Source organism: Pseudomonadota bacterium (assembly GCA_039028155.1).
In the GTDB taxonomy this organism is placed as follows: domain Bacteria; phylum Pseudomonadota; class Alphaproteobacteria; order SP197; family SP197; genus JANQGO01.
In genome coordinates this window covers 77,338-100,953 of sequence record JBCCIS010000014.1, presented here as the reverse complement: position 1 = coordinate 100,953, position 23,616 = coordinate 77,338, and the positions used below count along the sequence as shown (strand labels likewise).

Genomic DNA, 23,616 nt, shown 5'->3' with positions numbered 1-23,616 from the left:
GGGGTTGCAGGCATTCATCTGATGGCGTATCGCCAGGAAGAAGCCGTCGCCGAAATTATTGAACAATCGGGCGTCTTGCGGGGCCGTGACCCCCATGCCGTTCATCCCACCATTCCCGGCTATATGCAGGATAGAGCAAAGGCCCCTCAATGACCGACACCGTCATCAGCTCAGCGACCAAAGAAGTCGTTATCGGTTTCGACCGCCCGTTCACCGTGATCGGCGAACGCATCAACCCGACCGGCCGCAAGAAACTGGCCGAGGAAATGGCCGCCGGTGACTATAGCCGCGTCGAATCCGACACCATCGCCCAGGTCAACGCCGGCGCGCACATGCTGGACGTCAACGCCGGTGTGCCGCTGGCCGATGAGCCGCAGATGCTGGCCGACAGCATTCAGCTCGTGCAGTCGCTGACCGACGTGCCGCTGTCGATCGACAGCTCCATTGTCGCGGCGCTGGAAAAGGGCTTGTCGGTCTATCAGGGCAAGGCGCTGGTCAACTCGGTGACCGGAGAGGAAGAACGGCTTGAGGTCGTCCTGCCCCTGGTGAAGAAGTACGGCGCCGCCGTCGTCGCCATCTCGAACGACGAGACCGGCATCTCCGAGGACCCGGACGAGCGCTATGCCGTCGCCAAGATGATCGTCGAGCGCGCGGAGGATCACGGCATCCCGCGCAGCGACGTGGTGGTCGACCCGCTGGTTATGCCGATCGGCGCCATCGGCGAGGCCGGGCGCACGTCATTCGCGATCCTGCGCCGCCTGCGCGAGGAGTTGAAGGTCAACACGACATGCGGCGCGTCGAACATCTCCTTCGGTCTGCCGGCACGTCCGCAACTGAACGCCGCGTTCCTGGGCATGGCGATGTCGAACGGCATGACCTCGGCCATCACCAATCCCCTGGAATCGGAGATCATGGACGGCATCATGGCCGCCGACGTCATGATGGGCACCGACAAGAACTGCCGCGCGTGGATCAAGAAACACTCCGGCGCGACACGGGCCGCGGGTGGCGCGGATGTGGCGGAAGCGCGCGCCCGACGCCGGGAGGGCCGCCGCCGTCGTGGCTGACGATCCGCTCGTTGTCTTTACCCCGTCGGGGCGTCGCGGCAATTTTCGCCGCGGCACCAATCTGTTGCAGGCCGCGCGTGAATTGGGCGTCGATCTGGATTCCGTCTGTGGCGGCCGCGGCATCTGCACGCGCTGTCAGGTCACGATCGGCGAAGGCGAATTTGCCAAGCACGGCATCTCCTCTTCCAACGACCATCTGACGCCCTATACCGAGCCGGAGCTTCGCCAACAGAAGTCGGGACAACTGAAGGCCGACCGGCGGCTTTCCTGTCAAGCGCGTATCGGCGGCGATCTGGTGATCGACGTGCCGCCGGAATCCCAGGTTCACAAACAGGTCGTCCGCAAGCGCGCGGAAGCCCGCGCGGTGAAGCTGAACCCGGTGGTGCATCTGCACTATGTCGAGGTAACGCCCCCGGACATGCACGAGCCCGCAGCCCACCTGCGGCGACTGAAGCAGGCGCTGAAGGAGCAGTGGGACCTGGACGCCGAGACCGCCGATATCCCGCTCCTGCAGAAACTGAACAAGACGCTTGAGGAAGGCGAGTACAAGGTCACGGTCTTCCTGCGCGAAGGCAAACGCATCCTGGATGTTCGTCCGGGCTTTTACGACAAGCTCTACGGCATGGCGGTCGATGTCGGCTCGACCACAATCGCTGCGCACCTCTGCGATCTGCAGACCGGCGAGGTCGTCGCGTCCGCCGGACGCATGAACCCGCAGATCCGCTTCGGCGAAGACCTTATGAGCCGGGTCAGTTACGTGATGATGAACCCGGGCGGCGATGAGGAGATGACGGCGGCCGTGCGCGAGTCGCTTAACGAGCTGGCGCTGGAGACTGCCAAGGAAGCCGGCATCAACCCGCTGGACATCATGGAAGTCACGATCGCCGGCAACCCGATCATGCATCATCTGGTGCTGGGCATCGATCCGACGCCGCTGGGCTTTGCGCCCTTCGCGCTGTCGACGGACGAATCGACGGAGCTTTGGGCGAGCGAAATCGACCTGCATCTGAACCCGGGCACCCGGGTCTATGTGCTGCCGTGTATCGCCGGTCATGTCGGCGCCGACGCGGCGGGCGTCGTCTTGTCGGAGATGCCCTATCACGCCGACGACATGACCTTGATCGTCGATGTCGGCACCAATGCCGAGATCATCCTTGGCAACAAGGACCGCCTGCTCGCTGCCTCCAGCCCGACCGGACCGGCGTTCGAGGGCGCCCAGGTCAGCAGCGGCCAGCGCGCCGCGCCCGGCGCCATCGAGCGGGTACGCATCGACCCCGAAACGCTGGAGCCGCGCTTCAAGGTGATCGGCGACGATACCTGGTCGGACGACCCCGGCTTCGCGTCGACGCCGACCGGCATCTGCGGTTCCGGCATCATCGAGGTCCTGGCGGAGATGTATCTGGTGGGCCTCTTGACCACCGACGGCGTGATCGACGGCGCCATGGCCGAACGCACGCCGCGTCTTATCCAGCAGGACCGCACCTATGCCTACGTGATCCACGAGGGCAACCCGACGATCACGGTGACCCAGAACGACATTCGCCAGATCCAGCTCGCCAAGGGCGCGCTCTATGCCGGCGCGCGACTGCTGATGGACCACATGGGCATCGAGACCGTCGACCGCGTGACCTTGGCCGGCGCGTTCGGCAGTCACATCGACACCAAGTACGCGATGATCCTGGGCATGATCCCGGACTGCGACCTCGACAAGGTCGGCAGCGCCGGCAACGCGGCCGGCACCGGGGCGCGCATCGCGCTGCTGAACAAGGACGCGCGGCGCGAGCTTGAAGATGTCGTACGCCATATCGAAAAGATCGAGACCGCGGTCGAGGCGAAGTTCCAGGAACACTTCGTCGAAGCGATGGCGATCCCGCACAAGACGGCGTCCTATCCCAACCTGACCAAGGCCGTCACCTTGCCGGAACCGAAGTTCGCGGCAACGGACGATGAGAGCCCGCGCCGGCGCCGACGCCGTAAGGCAGGTTGAGCTGGCCGATCGATCCGTAGCACGCGCGACCAAGCCCCCTCACCCAGCTCCGGCTAGGGCGCTGACGCACCCAAGCCTCTACGTCCCTCTCCCTCGTTGGGGAGAGGAAATCAAAGAAGGTCTCCCTCTCCCCTTGAGGGAGAGGGCCGGGGTGAGGGGTTGCGCGCCAGCGCGTCAACGACGTGGAGGGAGCGCGCCGTGAATTTCGTCACAGACGTCCTGCTACCGCTGGCACTGGCCTTCATCATGCTCAGCATGGGGTTGGCGCTGACGCCCGGCGATTTCCTTCGCGTTGTGCGCCAGCCGCGTGCTGCCGTTATCGGCCTTATCGCCCAGATCATCGCGTTACCCCTGATCGCCTTCGTCATGATCGTGGCTTGGCGCGCGGTTGGTGTCATGGATCCGGTGCTGGCTGTCGGTTTCATGATCATCGCGGCTTGTCCCGGCGGCGTCACCTCGAACCTCCTGACCCACCTGGCGCGCGGCGACACCGCCCTGTCGATCAGTCTGACCGCTGTCACGAGCGTTCTGGCCGGCATCACCATTCCGCTGATTGTCACGGTCTCCAACGCGTGGTTCCTGGGCGCCGAAGCGCCGCCCCTTCCCCTGTTCGGCACAATCGTCGGTATCTTCGGCATCGTGACCGTGCCGGTCCTGATCGGCATGGTCATCAAGGGCGTCGGTCCGGACTTCGCCGCGCGGATCGAGCCGACCTGCCGCCATGTCGCGACGGCGCTCTTCGTCATTATCGTCATTGCCGCCGTTGCGTCGGAATGGCAGCTGCTGACCACCCATTTCAATGAGATCGGACCGCCGGTCCTCGTGCTCAATCTGGTCTGCATGGCGATGGGCTGGTCGTTTGCCAAGGCCGCCCGGCTGGGGCGCGATCAGTCGGTCGCCATTACGCTGGAGGCCGGCTTGCAGAACGGTACGCTCGCCGTTCTGATCGCCGCCACGTTCCTGGGCAACGAACTGATGGTCGTACCCGGTGCGGTCTATAGCCTGGTCATGTTCTTCACGGCCGGCGTTTACGTCGCGATGGCTGCAGCACGGCGGCCGGTCAAGAGCGAGACTTGAATCGGCGATCAGCCTTTCAGGCGCTCGTCGATAAAGTCGTGGCACACCTGGATCGCACCCTTGCGGTCGACGGCGCCGACTTCCAGCGACAGATCGAGCCATAGTCCGTCGATCAGCGCGACGAGGCCGAGCGCCGCGCGCGATGCGTCGATATCGCAGCCGAGCTGAACCGCCGCCCTGGCGAAGAGTTTTTCGGCGCGTTCGCGATAGCCGATATAGAGCTCACGGTTGGCGTCGCGCACCGCCGGGTTGAAACGGATCTCGTGCCACAGGGCCAGGAACGCGGCGCGGTTGGTCGGCGAGAAAACGGTGGTTGAAAACATGCCTCGCGGCCAGGCATAGAGCCGGGCAACCATATCGTCACCGGCCGCCGCAATCGCCTTGCTGGTACCGTCGACGATACGCCCGAACAGGTGCTGGAGGGCCGCGACGAGCAACTCGTCCTTGTTGGCGTAATAGTGTCCGATGAGGCCGTGCGATGTCCCCGCCTGCTTCGTGATGGCCCTGACCGTCGCGCCGGCGACTCCCTTCTTCGCCAACATGTCGATGGTCGCTTCCATGAGGAGCCGCCGGCGGTACTCGTTGATCTCTGGTTGGGTTCTCGGCCGCTGCTCGGTCGTCGTCATTATCGTCCTGAAGGTCACGGATTGGCGGCTGAACCTAGCCGATCTGGACAGCGTGTCCAACTTTTCCTGGACAGTTGTCCATGTTTTGCTATGTTGCGCCAACTTCCGACCGAACCATGAGGTGACACGATGAGCGCCGCGGTGACACGCCTGCCCGGACATAGCCCGGCCGCCACGATCAGCGAGGCCCTTGACCACGACGGCGTGGTCATTATCGAGGACTTCTTCTCCGCCTCTTGGCTCAACCGCTACAACGGCGAGGTTCAGCCACTGATCGACAACCATCACCGCACCTATACCGGTGTCGAGGCGTTCGACGATTTCCTGGGCTACAAGACAGTCAGGCTACAGGGCCTGGCGGCCAAAACGCCGTCGTTCATCGACGCCCTCGTCGACGATCGTCTGCTGGCCGTCATGGATCATCTGCTGTTGCCGGTTTGCACGAGTTATCTTTTGTCAGCCGGCGAACTGATCGAGATCAGGAGCCGGGAAACGGCGCAGCGCCTGCACACCGACAACAACTCCTGGCCGACGCCGATCCAGAACATGGGGCCGCTGGTCGCCAATGCCATGGTTGCTCTGACCGATTTCACTGAAGAAAACGGCGCGACCCTGGTTGTGCCCGGCAGCCACCTGTGGGCCAAGGGCCATCTTCCTGAACCCGACGATATCGCCAAAGCAGTGATGCCGGCGGGATCGGTCGCCATCTTTAGTGGCGACACCGTTCACGCCGGCGGCACCAGCAACGCAGATGGCATTCGACGCGGTCTGTCGATCTCCTATTGCGCCGGCTGGCTGCGTCCGGTCGAAAACCACTACCTGAACCTGGACGTCGAAACAGTGCGCGCGATGCCGGAGGCCGCCCGCGCCCTGCTTGGCTACGACGTCTATGACGGCACCGGACGCGGCAACGGCGTGCTCGGTTACTACGAGATGGGCAGCCCGAAAGATCTGTTCAAAGAAGCCGCCGACTGAGCGCGCCCTCTGCGACAGCACACTGATCCTCGTCGAGCAACGGCCGGACCAACGCGACGGTCTCGGCATAGAGCGTCAGAGCCGCCGCGGCCCGATCAAAAGAACCGGCGTCACCAAATCCAGCTGCACGGCGCATCGACGAGGCCCAGTCCTTATGAGCGGCCATGAGATCCAGCGCGCTCTCGAAAAGGCGGTTTTCGGAGATGATGAAACCACGGCGGTGGACCACCATGGCTTCGGCAAGGCCCAGCACAATGCCCATTGTGGCGTAGATGATCTGGGACTCGATGCCCCGCTCCATTCCATCGACGATCTTCAGCGTCTCTTCGGCATAGCCGGTCACCTCACGTGCGACGTGGCGGTCCGGTGCCGCGCCCAGATCTGCCCAGTCGAAACGACGGGCCTTGTCGACTAATCGTGCGGCATCGCCATCGCGATCATAGAGAATGACCGCCGACGCCAAGGTCGGCGCCTGCCAGACGGCCCTGCCCGGCAGCATAAGGCCCTCTTCTTCGCTCGCCGGATCGAACGTCTTGAGTGAGATGAGGCGCCCGTCCGCGTCATTCATGTAAAGAGTCGGGTGCCGCGTGCCCTCAGCCTTCACGTGGCGGGCCAGATCGATATCGCTTGATGGCGCGTGATCGCCGCGCGCGCGGCTGCCAACAAGAAGCAATGCCGACGTTCCATCATCGACAAAACGCCGGATCAGGTCGTCACGGTTAATGTCGTCGTTGGTCAATGCGGCCGAACGGTCAGATCACCCCACCGAGCGACGCTCCTCGCGCGGTGTGCGGCCGAAGTACTCGCGGTAGCGGCGCGAGAAGTGGGACGCCGAGACGAAACCCGAAGCCAGCGCGATCGCCAGGATCGAGCTGGTGCCCTGCATCAGCATCATGCGCGCCTGGTTCAAGCGGATCTCGCGGTAATAGCGGGAAGGCGTTCGGCCGAGGTGTTTTTTGAACAGGCGCTCCAGCTGGCGTGTCGACAGGCCGACGGAATCGGCGATATCGGGAAGCGCCAGCGTCTCCTCCAGGTTCTTTTCCATCTCCGCGATGGCGGCGAGCAGCTTGGGATCGCTGACGCCAACCCTGGACTGCAGCGCCATTCGTTGATGGTCGTGGGCGTCGCGAATGCGGTCATGGATGAACTGTTCGGAGACCTTGCCGGCCAGTTCCTGCCCGTGCGACATGCCGACCAGATGCAGCATCAGGTCTAACGATGCCGTACCGCCGGAACAGGTGACGCGGTTGCGGTCGAGTTCGTAGATATCGTCGGTGACCTCGATATCGGGGAAGGCCTCCTGAAACGTCTCCAGGTCCTCCCAATGGATCGTGCAGCGGTAGCCGTTCAACAGACCGGCGCGCGCCAGGATGTGGCTGCCCGTGCACAGACTGCCAACCCGTGCGCCTTGGCGCGCCAGCTTCCTCAGCCAGGCATAGACGGAACGATCATCGAACCGATGGGCGTCGATGCCGGAGCACACGAAGATCGTCGCACAGTGATCGACATCGGCGATGCCGGCGTCGGCGATCACCTGCAACCCGTTGCTGGCGGCGACCGGCTGGCCATCGCGCGAATAGACTTTCCAGTTATAGAGCTCGCAGCCGCTCATGCGGTTGGCCGAACGCAAGGGCTCGACTGCCGCGGTGAAGGCCATCATCGAGAACTGGGGCACCAGGAAGAAACTGATGGTTTCAGGGCCCGAACGATCGGGCTGCATGGCCGGTGACGCGCGCTGAACCGGCTTTGCCCGGCCATTGCCGCTGTGACAGCTTGGTGAGATCTGCCTTCCGTCCATGCTCACGGAACCGCGCCTGTCATTCCAATTCAGACAAGTAAGTGTCGGAATCTGGCCAAGAGTCAATAAATTCCGCCGTGAGGCCGATTCAGGCGCATGCGGACCGACCGGGACCTAAAGGTCCAAGCCGGCCAAACGCAGCCCCTCGAACAGGTGTTGGTTGTCGTCTTCGTGCTCGAGCTTGGCTTCCCGACGCCACACGGCCTGCCATTGGTCCGAACTGGTCGGCACCACCGTCAGGTCACGCTCAACAGCCTTCAGGTACGCGGCCACGGTCGCGCGCGCTTCATCCGTGCGGCCGGCATAGGCTAGGCTCGCGGCAAGCCATCCCTTCGCCGTGGTGACTCGTGAGTCGATCTGCGTCAGCGTCGCAATGGCGTCGTCGTAGCGCCGCGCCGTGAACAGCATCGATCCCTTGATCCAAGGGATCCACACGAAGCTGCAGGGATCGAGGCGCTCGGCGATCTCAAGCTGCTCAAGACCGCTCTCGCCGCCGATGAAGGAACCGTAGAGCGCGCGCGTCTCGACATCATTGGGATTGAGGTCCAGGGCTCTCTCAAAATGCCGCCCCGCTTCGGCAAACCGTCGCGCGTTCTGCAGAATTTCACCAAGCTGCGCATGAACCAGGCCATCTGACTCATCAAGAGCGAAGGCCTTCTGGCCAATCTCGATCGCCATGGCCAAAGACCGCTCGGGATCGTCGGACCAGCTTTGCATGAAATCCATGTTGTGGATCGCCGCCAAGACAACGTGGGCGCGCGCATAGTTGGGGTCCAGTCTGATCGCCTCTTCCAGGATCGGGCGGGCCTCGGCGTTCGCCGTGCGGGATATCTCGTAATAGAGCGACTGCGCGCGCAGGACGCAGTCATAAGCGGTCGGGTTGCCGGTGCGCGACTGAACCGCCCGATGGCGATCCTCTGCCTGCAGACGCCCGCCGATCTTGGTCGCGACCATCTGGGTCAGTTCGTCCTGCACCGCGAAGATATCGGCGAGCTGCCGGTCGTAGCGCTCGGCCCAGACATGCTCCTCGCTGGCCGCTTTGACCAGCTGGACCGAGACCCGAACGCGGTCGCCCGAACGCCGAATGCTGCCCTGCACCAGGTGCGCAACGCCCAACTCCCGTCCGACATCCTGTGCCTTGACCTGCCTGTCCTTGAACGTGAATGACGAGTTGCGTGCGATCACGAACAGCGATCGAAACCGGCTGAGCTCGGTGATGATGTCCTCGGTAATGCCATCGGAGAAGTACGCCTGCTCGGGATCGTTCGACAGGTTGGCAAGCGGCAGGACGGCGACAGACGGTTTGTCAGGAAGCGGCAACGCGGAGGCCGCCGGCGCCGGTTCCGTCACCAGCCTGAGACCGTAGACATGGATCGGCTCGGCGATGTTCTTGACCTGCTGGCGGCCCATGTCCTCGAAGGACACGTCAAGTTTGCCCCGCACATTCTGATAGACGGTGTCGGCTACGCAGATACCGCCGGGTTCGGCCAGACCCTCAAGACGCGCGGCGACATTGACGCCGTCGCCATAGATATCGGCACCGTCGACGATGACGTCGCCCAGGTTGACACCGATGCGAAGCTGGAATTCCCGAGCGGATGACGAACCGTCGTTGCGTTCCGCCATGCCCGCCTGAATGGCGACAGCACACGAGACCGCCTCGACCACGCTGGCGAACTCGGCGAGCAGCCCGTCGCCCATCAACTTGACGACCCGGCCTTTGTGTTCGGCGATTGCTGGTTCGACGAGTTCCGCGCGCACATCCTTCAACGCCTGAAGCGTGCCGGCCTCGTCGGCGCCCATCAGACGTGAGTAGCCGACCACATCGGCGGCCAAGATCGCGGTGAGCTTACGTTCCATGCACCTTTTCCATCGCAGCGAGACTAGCGAGCGCGCCGGTTAGCGTCCATGCTGCGCCGCCTCGAATCGGGCCGCCGTGCCTGATTGAAAGTTTCTCTTAACCTACTACCGGATGGCCAGCATGGCGGACGACCAAGGTATCTTCATCGGCGGCGGCGAGAGCCCTCAGACCCTGAACCTGGGCTACGCCAACCGGCACGGGTTGATCGCTGGCGCCACGGGCACAGGCAAGACGGTAACGCTGCAGATCCTGGCCGAGGGGTTCTCGCGATCCGGCGTGCCGGTCTTTCTGTCCGACGTGAAAGGCGACCTCTCAGGTCTATCGCAAGCAGGTGTCGCCAAGCCGAAGCTGCTGCAGCGCGTCGAAGCGATCGGCATGGACGGTTTCGAACCGGCGCCGACACCGGTTGTCTTCTGGGACCTGTTCGGCAAACAGGGCCATCCCGTGCGAACGACCGTCTCGGAGATGGGCCCTCTCCTTCTGGCGCGCCTCCTGGAGCTGAACGACGTACAGGAAGGGGTCCTGTCGATCGCGTTCCAAGTCGCCGATGACGAGGGCCTCCCGATCCTGGATCTGAAGGATCTAAAGTCGCTGCTGCAATTCGTCGCCGACAACCGCAAGGACCTGTCGACCGAATACGGCAACGTCTCGGTGCAGTCGGTCGGCGCCATCCAGCGGCGCCTGCTGACGCTCAAACAACAGGGTGGCGATAAGTTCTTCGGCGAACCGGCGCTCGATCTGAACGACTTCATGCGCACCGCGCCCGATGGCCGCGGTTATGTCAGCATCCTGGCCGCCGACAAGCTGATGCTGACGCCACAGCTTTACGCGACCTTTTTGCTGTGGCTGCTGTCGGAGTTGTTCGAGGACCTGCCGGAGGTCGGCGACCCCGAAAAGCCGAAGCTCGTTTTCTTTTTCGACGAGGCCCACCTGTTGTTCGACAACGCGCCGAATGCCTTGATCCAGAAGATCGAGCAGGTCGTGCGATTGATTCGCTCCAAAGGCGTCGGTGTCTATTTCGTGACGCAGAGCCCGCTGGACGTGCCCGACGAGGTGCTCGGCCAGTTGGGCAACCGTGTGCAACACGCGTTGCGGGCGTTTACGCCGCGCGACCGCAAGGCGGTCAAGGCGGCGGCCGAGACGTTCCGCGCCAACCCGAAGCTGGATGTCGCGACGGCCATCACCGAACTGGGCGTCGGCGAAGCCCTGGTGTCGACGCTGCAGGATCGGGGCGTGCCGAGCGTGGTCGAACGCACGCTGATCCGCCCGCCGTTCTCGCGCATGGGTCCGGCCAAGCGGGCCGAGCGTCAGGCCGTGATCGCCGATAGTCCGGTTGCCGGCCTCTATGACGAGACGATCGACCGCAAGTCGGCCCATGAGATGCTGGCCACGCGCGCGGAAAAGGCCGCTGAGGAGCAGGCCAAGGCCGATGAACGCGCGAAGGCCGAGCGGACATCGTCGCGCAGTGGCAGATCATCGGGCGGGCGACGACGTCAATCGGCCGCCGAGACCATGGCCAAGAGCGTCCTGCGCAGCGCCGGGCGCACCATCGGGCGCGAACTCGTACGCGGCATCCTGGGGTCGCTGTTCAAAGGGCGCTGATCGTCGATGGGCGCGCTTTACTCGCTGTGTTTCGCCGCTATATCGCCGCGCACCTGCGGATGTTCCTCGTGGGCCTCTGATCCATCATCGGCTGTCGGGGTTTCCTGCTGCGGCGGTTCGTCATCCTCGGCATCGATGCGCACATGGGCCGGCGGGGTGCGGCCGTTCCTGACCTCGCCGAAATAGAGCGACATGTGCGGGAATGGAATTTCGATGCCTTCCTTGTCAAAGCGCAGCTTGATGCGGCGCAGGTATTCGCGCCGGACGCCCCACTGGTAGCCGGCCAGCGTCTTGACGCGCACGCGCAAGGTCACAGCCGAATCATCGAGCGAGTTGACGCCAAAGACCTCGAGATCGCCGCTTAGATGCTCGGCGAACTCCGCATCCTCGCGCGCGACCCGATCGATATCCTTGATGACGTCCAGCACGTGATCGGTGTTCTCCTGATAGGCGACGCCGATATCGATGACGGCATAGCCGTAGTCGCGCGTCATGTTGGTGATCGCAGCGACCTCGCCGAACGGCACCGTGTGCACATAGCCGTCGAGATCGCGCATCTTCAGGGTGCGGATCGAGAGGCTCTCGACCGTGCCCATCTTGCCGCCGGCCTCCACGAAGTCGCCGATTTGCACCTGGTCCTCGAACAGGATGAAGGCGCCGGTGATAACGTCGCGCACCAGCGCCTGGGCGCCGAAGCCGATCGCCAATCCGATCACGCCAGCTCCGGCCAGGAGTGGGCCGATGTTGACGCCCAACTCAGACAGGATCGTGATGATGACAATGGTGCAGATGGTCACCAGCAGCACGTTGCGCAACAGCGGCAAGAGGGTGATCAGGCGCGGGCTTGCGGCGTGATCGCCTTCGCTGGTGACGTAGTTGGTCAAGGCGCCATCGCCCAGTTCCCACACTGCGATGGCAACGACAATGATGATGAGCGTGGCAATGACCCGCCCAATGATATGCGCGCCTTCCGGCGAGGCGAGCAGGCTCAAGACGTCAATCCGCCAAGCTTCCAGAATGACGATCGCGGCGAAGATCCAGATCAACGCGCTGATGAACCAGGTGAGGACGGAGACATAGCGGTTGACGCGTTTCTTCAGACCCGGAAAGCGTCGCCGGAACTTTGTGTCGACATGAAAGATCTTATCGAACAGACGGCGCTGGCCCGTCGACAGAATCAAGGCGACAAAAAACGCCACCGTCGAAATGGCAAAAGCCCTTAAGACATAGGTAAAGTCGTCCTTCAGGTTCAGCGCATAGACAACGTAGACCAGCACGACAATCAAAACGGCGAAGATGTGCCAGATGTCGGCCAGACGGTTGCGGATCATTGCCGCGCTACCGTCGGACTGCTCGCGGATCCAACCCGAGACCGGCCTGCGCAGCTGCAGAATCAGAACAAAGGCCATCAAGCCGATGACGAGGCCAATCAACCGCTCGATAAGTTCATAGCTGCTGTTGGGAATGCCGAGTGTCAGCAGCAGATCGGCAATGAAGAAGCCGTAGACGCCCACGACAATGAAACGCGCCGCCCAGATATAGATATAGGCGGCCGTCTCGTCGCCCAGGGGCACGGGACGAACGTAGGCCAACAGCGGCGATGTCACACAGCGCGCGACAGCCAGCAGTACCTGGGCAATAGCGATCGCGTTGACGAGGGCCGAGGCGACGTTGTCCGTCAACACCGGCGGCTCGAGGAGCGCGATCAGCGCATGGCCGATGCCGGCGAAGACGACCACCGGCGCGATGGTCAGCAAGAGGCGGAAGAACGCCATCAGCAGCCGATCCGCCCACGTGGTGCCGTGCTGGCCTTCGATCTTGCGCCGTTGTCCGCGCAACAGGAATCGCAAAACGAGAGCGCCGGCCAAACCGCAAGCCAGGATCGCCGCCATCTGCCACAACGCCGTCAGCCAGGCATCCCGCTTCGCCGGGTCCTCCGCCTGGTCGACCGCCCAGGCCCACAGGTCGCCGCCGTCGTCGACATCCTGAAGCAGTTCGCCGACGTTTTGGTCCAGAACGCCCACCTGTTGGGCGATCTCGCCGACAATATCCTGGTTGCTTCCGCTATCCGCCGATGCGCTCTCGTCGGCGACCGCGCTCTCGTCCGACGTGGCGGTTGCCTCGGCCTGCGTTCCCTGTCGTTCTTTTTCCGCCTCGATCAGCGCCTTCAACTGACCGACAAAGGCCGCGCGCTGGTCAGGGTCTTCCAGCGTCGTGACCAGGCCTTCCAGTTCTTGAATGGTGACGGTCTGGGCGTCGGCGGTCGTCTCGCCGGCGCCAGAAGCATCACCGTCCTGCGCCAAAACCGGGGCGGTGAGCGCCATGGCCGCGATCACGAACAGTCCTGCCGCGACCATCGCGGTCCGTGGTAGAATTGCGGTACAGAAACGCATCAAAGACCCGGTCCAACCAGTTTTCGGCCGGGAAGCTGCCACGTTGTCGAGGCGGAAGCGAGTATGAAGAACCTCATCGCCGCATTCTTGCTGTTGATGCTGGCACAGACAACGGCTCAGGCCGGGTTTCTTGCCGGTGAAGCCGCCTTGCATGCCGGCCAATTCGAAAGAGCCCATGCGGAACTGGCGCCGGCCGCCGAGCGGGGCGATGCGCGGGCGCAGAACGCCCTGGCGCTGCTCTACCTGAACGGCTGGGGCGTCAGCGCCGATCATGGTGCCGCCGCCCGTTTGTTCCGGCTGGCGGCCGACCAAGGCTATGCCCGGGCCGAGCACAACCTGGCCCTGCTCTACCAGACCGGACGCGGCGTCGAGAAAGACGAGACACTGGCAGCCGATTGGCTGAAACGGGCGGCGAGACGAGGTTACGTTCCCTCACAATCGGACCTGGGCTACGCCTACTACACCGGCCAGGGTGTGCCACGCGACCTGCTGCGCGCCTATTTCTGGTGGACGCTGGCGGCCAAGCGGTTGGATCTGGAGGCAACCCGCGCGCGCGAAGACATCATTTTCATGATGACCGCGCACCAGAAAGACATCGCCGAACTGCTGGCCGCGCAATTCGTGCCCGACCGCTGACATGCGGGTCGACCGAAACCACTTTCCCTGACACCCTCGATTCGCCTATAACCGGCGCTGGCGCGCGGGCGCCTTGATGAGACGTCTTGGGACCGAGGTTTCGACATGGAGCATACGCCTTCGGATTGGGAAAACGCCGATAAGGCCCATTTGGGCACCTATCGCGGGTTTATGAAGATGACGCTCTATTCGACTGTTTTCCTCATCATCCTGCTTCTTTTGATGGCGCTCTTCCTGGTCTAGGCCCTGGCACCGGGCGCTGCCCTTCCTTGTCTTGGATCCCTGACCGGCTGGTTTCCGGGGGACAGACCGGCGTCGACCGCGCCGCGCTTGACGTTGCACTCACCTTGGGGGTGCCGTGCGGCGGGTGGTGTCCGAAGGGCCGGCGCGCCGAAGATGGCCCGATCGACGAGCGTTATCCGCTAAAGGAAACACCCCGTGTCGACTACGCCGAACGGACGGCGTGGAACATTCGTGATTCCGACGCCACGCTCATCATCAGCCCCGAACCGCTGGCCGGCGGCACCAAACTGACCGCCGAACTGGCCAGACGACAGCCGCGTCCATGCATGGCCGTCGATCCGGTCAGCGACCCCGACGCCGCGGCGAAAGCGCGTGCGTGGTTGGATGACCTTAAGCCGGACGTTCTCAACGTCGCGGGCCCGCGTGCGAGCAAGACGCCCGACCACTACCGCATCGCCTATGATTTTCTGATCTCGCTGCTCGGCGCCGAGACAGCCTGACGAGCCGAGTATTATTCCAATCCAACGACGCCGCTGCGCACCCGGTCCGGCTCAAGCGCCAGGGCATGGCACAGGTCGTCGAAGGTCCGGACCTCGTTGGGCAGGACACGGTTGTCGGCGGCGATGATCAGCCAGGCGACGCGCATCAAGGTGCGGGCCCGCTTCGGCTTAGCCGCCATGCGTTCAATCTTGGCCATCAAGATGCGCCGCGACCGCTCGGGCTCGGTACGCAACGCATGGATGTACTCGTCGAAGATCGAGATCGCCTTGCCGGTATCGAAGCCGGACAGGATGGGTTCGCGCTCCAGAATGGCGTCGATGCGATAACGCTCCTCCAGCGAGACGTCGCCGTCGGCCTGAGCCGACAGCGCACTGACCGCCATCGCCGCTTTTAGAAACGGCCGGTCGCGGAACCGCTCGACTTCCGCCGATAGTTTGACCATCAAGGGGCCGCGGTGTTCGCGCCTGCCCCCACTTTCGACTGCCATCACTACCCCCAACAAGAACCCAGAAACCGGCAAAGAGCCGCGAACCTACAGCCAATTTCGGGCCCTGTCCCTATCCACAGTTCGTTGGGCCCGGTGTGATCTAGCGCATTGGCAGATGGGGCGTAAGCAGACATGCTTAGGCGTTCGCCCGTTCGATGTGCCGTAACTCGCCGGAAGCCATGAAAAAACCGTCCGCCTCGACCATCCTGCCGACCGTATTCGCCGAGTATCAGCCGATTATCGACCTGTCACGTAATCGCATGGTTGGGTGTGAGGCGTTGGCGCGCTGGACGCCCAAGGGTAAAGAGCCGATCAGTATCGGCAACGTGATCCACGATATCGAATCCGACGAAAAGCACGCCATGGACCTGACGCGGCGCATGCTGACCTGCATCCGCAACGATCTGGAACCATTGTTGGCCACGCACCCTCACTTTTGCGTGCATGTGAACATCCCACCTATCGTGATCGGCAGCAGCGGGGTCGCAAGCCTCTTGGAAGAAGCCGACCTGGCCGCCTATCACAGTCAGCTCGTCGGTGAGATCACCGAACGCCAGGCGCTCGACGACCTGGGCCGCAGCGCCATTCACATGGCACGCGACGAACTGGGCATGAAGGTCGCCATCGACGATTTCGGCACCGGCCAATCCGGCCTGGAGCAATTGATCGGACTGGAGGTCGATATTCTGAAAATCGACCAGACCTTCATCGAACTGATCGGCAAGGACGAAGCGGCCGAGCGTCTGGTTCGCGCCATTACGGCACTCGCCACCGTGTTGGACAACGAGGTCATCGCCGAAGGCGTCGAAACATCGGCCCAGGCGACCTTCCTGCGCGAGATCGGCGTGACCCGGGGCCAGGGCTGGCTGTGGTCAAAGGCGATCGGTCCGTTGGAGCTGGAGACGTGGCTGGAAGCAGCATCCGTCTAGAAACCTGCACGCCAAAACGATGACGCATGGCGATATCACCCGGGGTCACCTTGTCCGAACCGAACGCGTCGACAACGCCGTCGCCGTCATCGCGCTCAACAAACCACCGCTCAATCTGATCGATATCCCCTTGCTTGACGCGCTGCTGGCCGCGCTGCGTGCGGCCCGCGACGACGACACGGTCCGCGCAATTGTCATCACGACGGATCTGGACCGCGCGTTCAGTGCTGGTCTCGACCTCGTTCAGGTGCTCGATGGCGGCTCGGCAGTCATGCGCGCCATGCTGCAAAGGCTCTATATCGACCTGTTCGATATCCAGCACACGCTCGGCAAACCATCGATCGCCGCGATCAATGGTCTGGCGCGCGGCGGCGGCTTGTCGATGGCGGTCTCGTGCAACGTGATCGTGGCGGCGTCGGATGCCAGCTTCGGCTATCCCGAGCTCAATGTCGGCATCCTGCCGGGCCTGCACTTCACCCACCTGCCCCGCGTCGCCGGCCGCCACAAGGCGTTCGACCTGCTGTTCGCCGGTGAGCCGTTCGATGCCGCCGAGGCGCACCATCTGGGACTGGTCACCCGGCTCGCGGAACCTGGCGACGCGCTGGCATCGGCACTCGCCATGGCGCGGACCTTCGCCCAAAAACCGCCCGAAGCGATGCGGCACGCACGCGAACACTTCATGCGCATCAACGACCACGGCTACCGTAATGAGATCGCCAGCGTCGTCGACACCATGGCCGCCATGATCGACAGTGCCGAGACCCGCGCGGCGCTTGAGCGGTTCCTGAAGCGGTAATACGCCGTATGATCAGGCCGGCGGCCTGATGTTCGGCCGGTGTTTGCGAGAGTAGCATCATGGAAGCAGCATCTATTCTGAAACCAGGCGCGGTGGCGCTCGTAACTGGCGCCAGCGTTGGCATCGGCAAGGCGATCGCCATGCGCTTGTTGGAACAGGACGCCAGGTTGATTGCCGTCGCGCGCAACCGCGATCGGTTGGAGGCATGTTTCAGCGATCACGGCGATAGCGTTCACGTCCTGCCGCTCGATGTGACCGACGGAGCCGCGGTCGCCGGTCTTGTCGAGAGCCTGCCGGCGTCATGGCGCGACATCGATGTTCTGGTCGCCAATGCCGGTTCGGATGTCGGCGGTCGGCAGCCGTTCTGCGATGGCGATGTCGAGGACTGGGTCTTGACCGTCGAGACCAACGTCAACGGCGTGGTCCGTGTTTGTCACGCCATCCTGCCGGGCATGCTGGCACGCGGCCGCGGCCACGTCGTGATTATTGGTTCCGTCGACGCTCTGGGGACCCGCCCCGGCGCCAGTATTTACGCGGCGACAAAACATGCGGTGCATGCGCTGGCCGACGGGCTGCGCCAAGACTATGGCTCCGATCCCGTTCGCATCACCGAAATCCTGCCCGGGCTGGTGCGCACAGGCTTCGCCGAAGCGCGCTATCGCGGCGATGTGGAACGCGCTGATGCCTACTATGACTCGTTTCCCGCCTATCTCGATCCCGACGACATCGCGCGCAGCACCATGTTCGCACTGAACCAGCCGGACCAGGTTAACGTCGCGCAGATGGTCATCGTGCCAACAGGCTACAAATAGCGGGTCAGTCTGCCTTGCCGAGCTCGGCCCGATCGCGCCGCGCGGTCCACCAGTCGCGCGCCTGATAGAACCAATAGGCCGATTGGGCCGCGATACTGCCGAACGGACCGCCGGCCCAGTCCAGGCCGAACGGCTCGAACAGGCGGATGCGGTCGCCGTCGCCCGCGATCGCCTCGGCCAACACCTCGCCCGCCACCGTGGTCGTGCCCATGCCGCTGCCGCCGAAAGCCTGGGCATACCACAGGCCCGGCTGACGCTGGCCGATCTGGGGCATGCGGTGGCGCGCATAACTCATGGTGCCCATCCACGCGGTCTCGTAGCGCGCGATGTCGGCGAGCTGCGGATAGACCCGCTTCAGGTCGCCCAGCATGCGTTCGGCCAGTCGGGCAGGCTCGCCGCGCCGCGCGGTCATCCGCCCGCCCCAAAGGACACGGCCGTCGGGCAGTGCGCGGTAGTAGTCGCCGGCATCGCGCGTATCACCGATCGCCAGATTGCATTTGATGGCATCGGCCAGTCGCTCAGCCGCAATCGGCTCGCTGGCCATGACATAGGTCGCGACCGGCAAGACGGCACCGGACACCGGCGCATAGAGGCCAGGACCATAGCCGCCCGCCGCCAGCACCACATGGCGCGCCCGCACCCGTCCGGCCGGTGTGATGACGAGCTTGTCGTCGCGGTCCGGATCCAGCGTCACGACCGGTGCGCCCTCGAAGATCCGTACGCCCCGCGCCTCGGCCGCACGCGCCATGCCCAGGCAATAATTCAACGGGTGGAACTGGAACGCGCCACGGTTCAACAGGCCGTCGAAGTAGCACGGTGAATCCGCGAACTCGGCGCGCAGCCGGTCACGCTCAATGAACTCGAGCTGCGCGCCGAAGGTCTCTGCCATCAGGTCGCGATGGGCGCGTAGACCATCAGGCGATCGGGTCCACGAGGCGACCAACACACCATCCGGGTTGGGACCGCAGGCGATTTCATAGGCGCCGATGCGTTTGCGGATCAGCGCCAGCGCTTCGGCGGTCAGATCGTAGAGCGCGCGCGTGTGGTCGACGCCGACCCACTTGATCAGCGTCTCCGTCCCTTGTGAGTAGCCCGGACCGACGAAGCCGCCGTTGCGGCCCGATGCGCCGAAGCCGACACGCTCGGCCTCCAGCAAGACAACGCCTTGAATGCCACGTTCGGCTAAGGACAGCGCCGTGTTCAGCCCCGCCAATCCGCCGCCGACAATACAGACCTCGGCATCGAGCGAACCCTCCAATGGCGGACGTTCAGCATCATCGGTGCGCGTCTGCGCGTAGAAGCTGTCGATGTAACCCATCAGCGAGAACGAGGCCTGAAGACCATTTAAGGCGTGGACACGGTCAAGGTCAGCCCCGAGCGGCGTGCAGGCGGTCGATACCGGCGCGGGCCGCGTCGCGGGCCTGGACGCGATGGCGCAGGACCTCGCCATAGATCTTGCCGAACGGACCACCGGCCCAGTTCAGGCCGAACGGCTTGAACAGGTGCCACGTCTCGTCGCCCTGAGCGATGGCGCCTGCCAGCACCTCGCCGGCGACCGTCGTGGTGCCCATGCCCTGGCCGCCGAAGCCTTGTGCGTACCAGTAGCCCGGCTTCAGCTCGCCGAGCTGGATCATGCGGTGGCGGGCATAGCTCATGTAGCCCTGCCAGGCGCTTTCGGCGCGAATGCCGGCAAGCTGTGGATAGACCTTAAGAAGGTCGCCCATCATCATCGACTTGAGGTTCTTCGGTTCGTTCAGTCTGAGTGTGCCGCGCCCGCCCCACAGAATGCGGCCATTCTCCAGGCGCCTGTAATAGTCCAGGCTGAACCGGGTATCGTAGATCGCGTGATCACACTTGATCGCCGAGCGAAGCAGGTCTTCATCAACCGGTTCGGTCGTCATGACATAGGTCGCGACCGGCTGGACTGCGCCGTTCAATTGTGCTGCCGAGCCGTTGCCGTAACCGCCGACCGTGACCACGAGCTGATCGGTCTCGACCACGCCCTTGTCGGTCGAAACCTGTTTGTCGGCACGGTCGCCGTCGATCACGGTCACGGCGCTGTTCTCGTAGATCTTGACGCCCAGGCTTTCGGCGGCGCGCGCCACGCCAAGGCAGTAGTTCAATGGATGAAACCAGAAGACGCCGCGATGCAGCATGCCGTCGAAGTAGACGGGGGAGTCGCAGAACTCCTCGCGCAGCCGCTCGCGCGGAATGAACTCGAACTGTTCGCCGAAGTTCTCCGCCGCGAAATCACGCCACGCCTTCATCTCGTCGGGGTTGTCGAACCACGATGCGCCCAGGTGCCCGTCGGGGTTGGGACCGCACGCGATATCGTACTTGGCAATCCGGCTTTTGATCAGATGCAGCGCGTCGACGGTCAGCGCGTGGAGCTCCTGGGTGTGCTTAAGGCCGACCTGGCGGATCAACCGGTCGTCGCCCGCCGCGTAACCGGTGCCGACAAAACCGCCGTTGCGACCCGAGGCGCCCCAACCGACCCGCTGGGCTTCCAAGACGACGATGTCGCGCACACCCCGCTCGGCCAGGCCGAGTGCGGTGTTCAGACCGGCAAGACCGCCGCCGACAATGCAGACCGAGGCCTTGACCATGCCTTCCAGCGCGGGGCGTGGCTCGTTTTCGCTCGCCGTTTGGGCGTAGTAGCTCTCGATGTAGTCGCTCATGATTGCCTGCTCAGGGGCATGGGTAAGTATAGCGGTGATGAATGTCTTCAATCGCCTCTAGGGTCTCATCATCCAGCGCCACGTCAAGACACGTCATGGCCGTCTCAAGCTGCGCCATGGTGGTCGCGCCGATGATGCTGGAGGTCAGAAACGGCTGGCGCGCTACCCAGGCAAGCGCCATGGCGCCTGGATCCAGGCCCTTCTCGCGCGCCAGGTCGACATAGGCCTGGGTCGCAGGCTCCGCGTTGACCGGCTTCAGGTAGCGCGTGTTGCCTGGGTTCAGCGTCATGCGCGCGCCTTCCGGGCGGGCACCGCCCAGGTACTTGCCCGAGAGCGCGCCCGCGGCCATTGGCGCGTAGGCCAACAGGCCGACGCTTTCGCGCATGGCAACCTCGGCACAACCGGCCTCGAAGGTGCGGTTCAGCAGGCTATAGGCATTCTGCACCGAGACGACACGCGGCAGTCCCATGGTCTCGGCCAGGTGCACGAACCGCATCATGCCCCACGGCGTTTCGTTGGAGAGGCCGATGTACCGCACCTTGCCGGCGGCGACGAGATCGCCGAGCACGGCAAGCGTCTCTTCGATCGGCACCATGTCCTCCTCGTGGTCATGACGATAGCCGAGTTGGCCAAAGATATTGACCTCGCGGTCTGGCCAATGGAGCTGATAGAGGTCGACATAGTCGGTCTGGAGCCGCTTAAGGCTTGTGTCGATCGCCTGCTCGATATGCCAGCGGTTCAGGCGCGGATAGCCGTCGCGGATATAGGGGAAGCGTTCACCGGGCCCGGTCACCTTGGTCGCCAGGATGACCTTGTCGCGATTGCCGCGCGCCTGCATCCATGTGCCGATGACCTCCTCGCTGCGGCCGGAGTGCTTCTCGGAGGGTGGGACGGCGTACATCTCCGCCGTATCGATGAAGTTGCAGCCGCGCTCGAAGGCATAATCCATCTGCTGATGACCCTCAGCCTCGGTGTTGCGCGAACCCCACAGCATGCTGCCAAGGCAGATCAGCGAAACCTTGATATCCGTGTCGCCCAGCCGGCGGTACTCCATGACATCCCCTCATTCGATGCGGCGGCGCATTCTAACGAGCGGACGCGGGCTTCCAAGGGGGATTACGCCGCGGCGCGGCCCAGGCCCGGCAGGCGGCTGATCAGAAACAGGATGAAGGTGGCAACGACGACGGACGGGCCCGACGGCGTGTCATAGGTCAGCGACGCACCGAGGCCGATCAGGACCGAGAGGCATCCGATCAGGGCGGCGGCCACCGCCATCTGTTCCGGGGTGCGGGTAAAACGCCGTGCGGTAGCGGCGGGAATGATCAGAAGCGAGGTGATCAGCATGATGCCGACCACCTTCATGGCAACGGCGATGACCAGGGCCAGCAGGACCATGAAGGTAAGCCGCACCGCCGCGACATTGACCCCTTCGACCTCGGCCAGTTCCTCATGCACGGTGAGCGCCAGCAGGCGCCGCCAAAGCAGCCCCGCGGCGATCAGCACAGCGGCGCCACCGGCGTAGATCCAGATGATGTCGCTGATGCCGACGGCCAGGATATCGCCGAAAAGATAGCCGATGAGGTCAACGCGCACATTGGGCATAAACGCCATGACGACGAGCCCGAAGGCGAGTGTACTGTGCGCCATGATGCCGAGCAGCGTGTCGGTAGCCAACATGCCGCGGCGCTGCATCGCGCCAACCACCAACGCCACGACGACACAGACGACGGCAACGCCGGCGATGAGGTCCACCTCCAACAGAAAACCCAGCGCGATTCCGAGCAACGCGGCATGTGCCAGCGTATCGCCGTAGTAGGCCATGCGCCGCCACACGACAAAACAGCCGAGCGGCCCGGCGACCAGCGCAACACCAATTCCCGCGACCACCGCGCGCACCATAAAGTCATCAAGCAGTGTCATCGATGGCTCACTGGGCCGCACCCGCCTTGCCGTCAACCACGTTGCCGGCCATGTCGTGGCTGTGGTCGTGTTGATGGTGGTAAACGGCGAGGTCTGGCGCATAACCGCCAAAGAGCGCGAGGTATTCGGGGTTGCTTTGGATCGAGTCCGGCCTGCCCGAGCAGCAGACGTGGCGGTTAAGGCAGACCACGGTGTCGCTCTCCGCCATGACAATGTGCAGGTCGTGGGAGACCAGCAGGACGCCGAAGCCACGCTCGTCGCGCAGCCGTGCGATCAGCCGGTAGAGCGTACCGAGGCCGGACACATCGACACCGGCCGACGGTTCGTCCAAGACCAGAAGATTGGGGCGGCGCAGCAGCGCGCGGGCCAGCAGGACGCGCTGGCGTTCACCGCCGGAAATCGCCTGGAAGGCGCTTGCGGCGACATGCAGCGCACCGACCTCGCGCAACAGGCCGTCGACCTCATCACGCCGGACGTCCGGCGCGCCAAGCGACAGAAAGCGGCGCACGGTCAACGGCAGCGTGTCGTCGACGGCGATGCGCTGGGGCATGTAGCCGATCTTCAGACCGGGCCGGCGGGTGACCATGCCGGCGTCCGGCTGCAGCAGGCCGACGACAACACGCAGCAGCGTCGACTTGCCGGACCCATTGGGCCCGATCACGGTGACGACTTCGCCGGGCCCAACCGTCAGATCAACTTGGGACAGGACCTGCGTCTCGCCGAACCGAACGTCGACACCATGTGCCTGGACCAGCGGTGAGGAATCGTTTGTCGTCACACCGCACCGGCCGAGCAGTCGGCACAGGTCCCGATGATCTCGACAGTTTGGCGGCCGATGACAAAACCATGGTCCGCCGCGCCCTTGTCGATGGCGTTCTTAATGCGGCGATCGTCCATCTCGACCGCGCGCCCGCAATCACCGCAGATCAAGAACTGCCAGGCATGGACGTGGGCGGGATCGGCGCAACCGACATAGGCGTTCAGCGACTCCAACCGATGCACCAGGCCCTGCTCGATCAGAAAGTCGAGTGCCCTGTAGACAGTCGGCGGCGCCGCCTTGCCCTGCTCTTCGCGCAACAGATCGAGCAGCTCATAGGCGCCAATCGGGCGCCCGGCCGCCACGACCAGATCGAGAACCGCACAGCGCAGCGGCGTCAGCCGAACACCGCGCTGATCGCACAGGCGTGCCGCCGCATCGCTGGGGCGATGTCTGTTGGCAGTCATGGAT

General features: G+C 63.9%; 24 protein-coding genes. 12 read left to right on the top strand and 12 right to left on the bottom strand.

What is annotated here, in order from left to right:
- The 4 genes from AAF563_10020 to AAF563_10005 all read left to right on the top strand — a co-directional run.
- Positions 1-153 (top strand): methylenetetrahydrofolate reductase (locus AAF563_10020; protein MEM7121601.1); only part of this gene is annotated, 153 nt, incomplete at its 5' end.
- Positions 150-1,067 carry a dihydropteroate synthase gene (locus AAF563_10015; GenBank protein MEM7121600.1) on the top strand — a complete coding sequence of 306 codons (918 nt, stop codon included), beginning with the start codon at positions 150-152 and terminating at the stop codon, positions 1,065-1,067. The genes AAF563_10020 and AAF563_10015, both read left to right, overlap by 4 nt.
- Positions 1,060-3,054, top strand: coding sequence for an ASKHA domain-containing protein (locus tag AAF563_10010; protein ID MEM7121599.1), 1,995 nt, complete (start codon positions 1,060-1,062; stop codon positions 3,052-3,054). Before AAF563_10015 ends, AAF563_10010 begins: the two co-directional genes overlap by 8 nt.
- Positions 3,055-3,252: 198 nt before the next feature.
- Positions 3,253-4,131, top strand: a complete 879-nt coding sequence (locus AAF563_10005) for a bile acid:sodium symporter family protein (GenBank protein ID MEM7121598.1) — start codon at positions 3,253-3,255, stop codon at positions 4,129-4,131.
- Positions 4,132-4,139: 8 nt separating this feature from the next.
- Here the strand turns inward: AAF563_10005 and AAF563_10000 are convergent, their stop codons facing one another.
- A complete protein-coding gene (locus AAF563_10000; GenBank protein MEM7121597.1) occupies positions 4,140-4,757 on the bottom strand; it encodes a TetR family transcriptional regulator C-terminal domain-containing protein in 618 nt (205 codons plus the stop codon).
- Between the two features lie 129 nt (positions 4,758-4,886).
- On the opposite strand from AAF563_10000, the gene AAF563_09995 reads away from it, so the two are divergent.
- Positions 4,887-5,732 carry a phytanoyl-CoA dioxygenase family protein gene (locus AAF563_09995; protein ID MEM7121596.1) on the top strand — a complete coding sequence of 282 codons (846 nt, stop codon included), beginning with the start codon at positions 4,887-4,889 and terminating at the stop codon, positions 5,730-5,732.
- Here the strand turns inward: AAF563_09995 and AAF563_09990 are convergent.
- The 3 genes from AAF563_09990 to AAF563_09980 all read right to left on the bottom strand — a co-directional run bounded on the left by AAF563_09990 (position 5,713) and on the right by AAF563_09980 (position 9,390).
- Positions 5,713-6,471, bottom strand: coding sequence for a nucleotidyltransferase domain-containing protein (locus AAF563_09990; GenBank protein MEM7121595.1), 759 nt, complete (start codon positions 6,469-6,471; stop codon positions 5,713-5,715). The two genes, AAF563_09995 and AAF563_09990, sit on opposite strands and share 20 nt — an antisense overlap.
- A gap of 18 nt (positions 6,472-6,489) precedes the next feature.
- Complete coding sequence (locus AAF563_09985; GenBank protein ID MEM7121594.1) at positions 6,490-7,530, bottom strand: GlxA family transcriptional regulator; 1,041 nt, start codon at positions 7,528-7,530, stop codon at positions 6,490-6,492.
- 114 nt (positions 7,531-7,644) lie between these two features.
- Positions 7,645-9,390, bottom strand: a complete 1,746-nt coding sequence (locus tag AAF563_09980) for an adenylate/guanylate cyclase domain-containing protein (GenBank protein MEM7121593.1) — start codon at positions 9,388-9,390, stop codon at positions 7,645-7,647.
- Positions 9,391-9,511: 121 nt separating this feature from the next.
- Between AAF563_09980 and AAF563_09975 the strand changes: the two genes are divergently transcribed.
- Positions 9,512-10,993, top strand: a complete 1,482-nt coding sequence (locus tag AAF563_09975; GenBank protein ID MEM7121592.1) for a helicase HerA-like domain-containing protein — start codon at positions 9,512-9,514, stop codon at positions 10,991-10,993.
- 17 nt (positions 10,994-11,010) lie between these two features.
- On the opposite strand, the gene AAF563_09970 is transcribed toward AAF563_09975, so the two are convergent.
- The gene (locus AAF563_09970; protein ID MEM7121591.1) at positions 11,011-13,317 is read right to left on the bottom strand and encodes a mechanosensitive ion channel domain-containing protein; all 2,307 of its coding nucleotides are present in this window, start codon (positions 13,315-13,317) and stop codon (positions 11,011-11,013) included.
- A gap of 132 nt (positions 13,318-13,449) precedes the next feature.
- On the opposite strand from AAF563_09970, the gene AAF563_09965 reads away from it, so the two are divergent.
- The 3 genes from AAF563_09965 (at position 13,450) to AAF563_09955 (ending at position 14,765) form a co-directional block, all read left to right on the top strand.
- A complete protein-coding gene (locus tag AAF563_09965) occupies positions 13,450-14,022 on the top strand; it encodes a tetratricopeptide repeat protein (GenBank protein MEM7121590.1) in 573 nt (190 codons plus the stop codon).
- A gap of 105 nt (positions 14,023-14,127) precedes the next feature.
- A complete protein-coding gene (locus AAF563_09960) occupies positions 14,128-14,265 on the top strand; it encodes an aa3-type cytochrome c oxidase subunit IV (protein MEM7121589.1) in 138 nt (45 codons plus the stop codon).
- A 26-nt stretch (positions 14,266-14,291) separates the two neighbouring features.
- On the top strand, positions 14,292-14,765 hold the full coding sequence (locus AAF563_09955) for a putative molybdenum carrier protein (GenBank protein MEM7121588.1): 474 nt from the start codon (positions 14,292-14,294) through the stop codon (positions 14,763-14,765).
- Positions 14,766-14,776: 11 nt separating this feature from the next.
- Here AAF563_09955 and AAF563_09950 read toward each other — a convergent pair whose 3' ends face one another.
- Positions 14,777-15,253: a TerB family tellurite resistance protein gene (locus AAF563_09950; protein MEM7121587.1), complete on the bottom strand. Its 477-nt coding sequence runs from the start codon at positions 15,251-15,253 to the stop codon at positions 14,777-14,779.
- A 179-nt stretch (positions 15,254-15,432) separates the two neighbouring features.
- Here AAF563_09950 and AAF563_09945 point away from each other — a divergent pair, with 179 nt between their 5' ends.
- From AAF563_09945 to AAF563_09935, 3 genes are read left to right on the top strand one after another with little or no spacing between them, the layout of a single operon-like run.
- Positions 15,433-16,182 (top strand): EAL domain-containing protein, encoded by a 750-nt coding sequence (locus AAF563_09945; protein ID MEM7121586.1) that lies wholly within the window; start codon positions 15,433-15,435, stop codon positions 16,180-16,182.
- Between the two features lie 19 nt (positions 16,183-16,201).
- The gene (locus tag AAF563_09940; protein ID MEM7121585.1) at positions 16,202-16,978 is read left to right on the top strand and encodes an enoyl-CoA hydratase/isomerase family protein; all 777 of its coding nucleotides are present in this window, start codon (positions 16,202-16,204) and stop codon (positions 16,976-16,978) included.
- A 59-nt stretch (positions 16,979-17,037) separates the two neighbouring features.
- On the top strand, positions 17,038-17,790 hold the full coding sequence (locus AAF563_09935) for an SDR family oxidoreductase (protein ID MEM7121584.1): 753 nt from the start codon (positions 17,038-17,040) through the stop codon (positions 17,788-17,790).
- Positions 17,791-17,794: 4 nt separating this feature from the next.
- Here the strand turns inward: AAF563_09935 and AAF563_09930 are convergent, their stop codons facing one another.
- The 6 genes from AAF563_09930 to AAF563_09905 all read right to left on the bottom strand — a co-directional run bounded on the left by AAF563_09930 (position 17,795) and on the right by AAF563_09905 (position 23,612).
- Entirely contained in the window at positions 17,795-19,240 is a 1,446-nt protein-coding gene (locus AAF563_09930; GenBank protein ID MEM7121583.1) for an FAD-dependent oxidoreductase, read from the bottom strand.
- Positions 19,158-20,468, bottom strand: coding sequence for an FAD-binding oxidoreductase (locus AAF563_09925; GenBank protein ID MEM7121582.1), 1,311 nt, complete (start codon positions 20,466-20,468; stop codon positions 19,158-19,160). Before AAF563_09925 ends, AAF563_09930 begins: the two co-directional genes overlap by 83 nt.
- Positions 20,469-20,478: 10 nt before the next feature.
- On the bottom strand, positions 20,479-21,522 hold the full coding sequence (locus AAF563_09920) for an NADP(H)-dependent aldo-keto reductase (GenBank protein ID MEM7121581.1): 1,044 nt from the start codon (positions 21,520-21,522) through the stop codon (positions 20,479-20,481).
- 62 nt (positions 21,523-21,584) lie between these two features.
- Positions 21,585-22,382, bottom strand: coding sequence for a zinc ABC transporter permease subunit ZnuB (gene znuB / locus AAF563_09915; GenBank protein MEM7121580.1), 798 nt, complete (start codon positions 22,380-22,382; stop codon positions 21,585-21,587).
- A 13-nt stretch (positions 22,383-22,395) separates the two neighbouring features.
- Entirely contained in the window at positions 22,396-23,142 is a 747-nt protein-coding gene (locus AAF563_09910) for an ATP-binding cassette domain-containing protein (GenBank protein ID MEM7121579.1), read from the bottom strand.
- 20 nt (positions 23,143-23,162) lie between these two features.
- On the bottom strand, positions 23,163-23,612 hold the full coding sequence (locus tag AAF563_09905; protein ID MEM7121578.1) for a transcriptional repressor: 450 nt from the start codon (positions 23,610-23,612) through the stop codon (positions 23,163-23,165).
- Positions 23,613-23,616 lie beyond the last annotated feature (4 nt).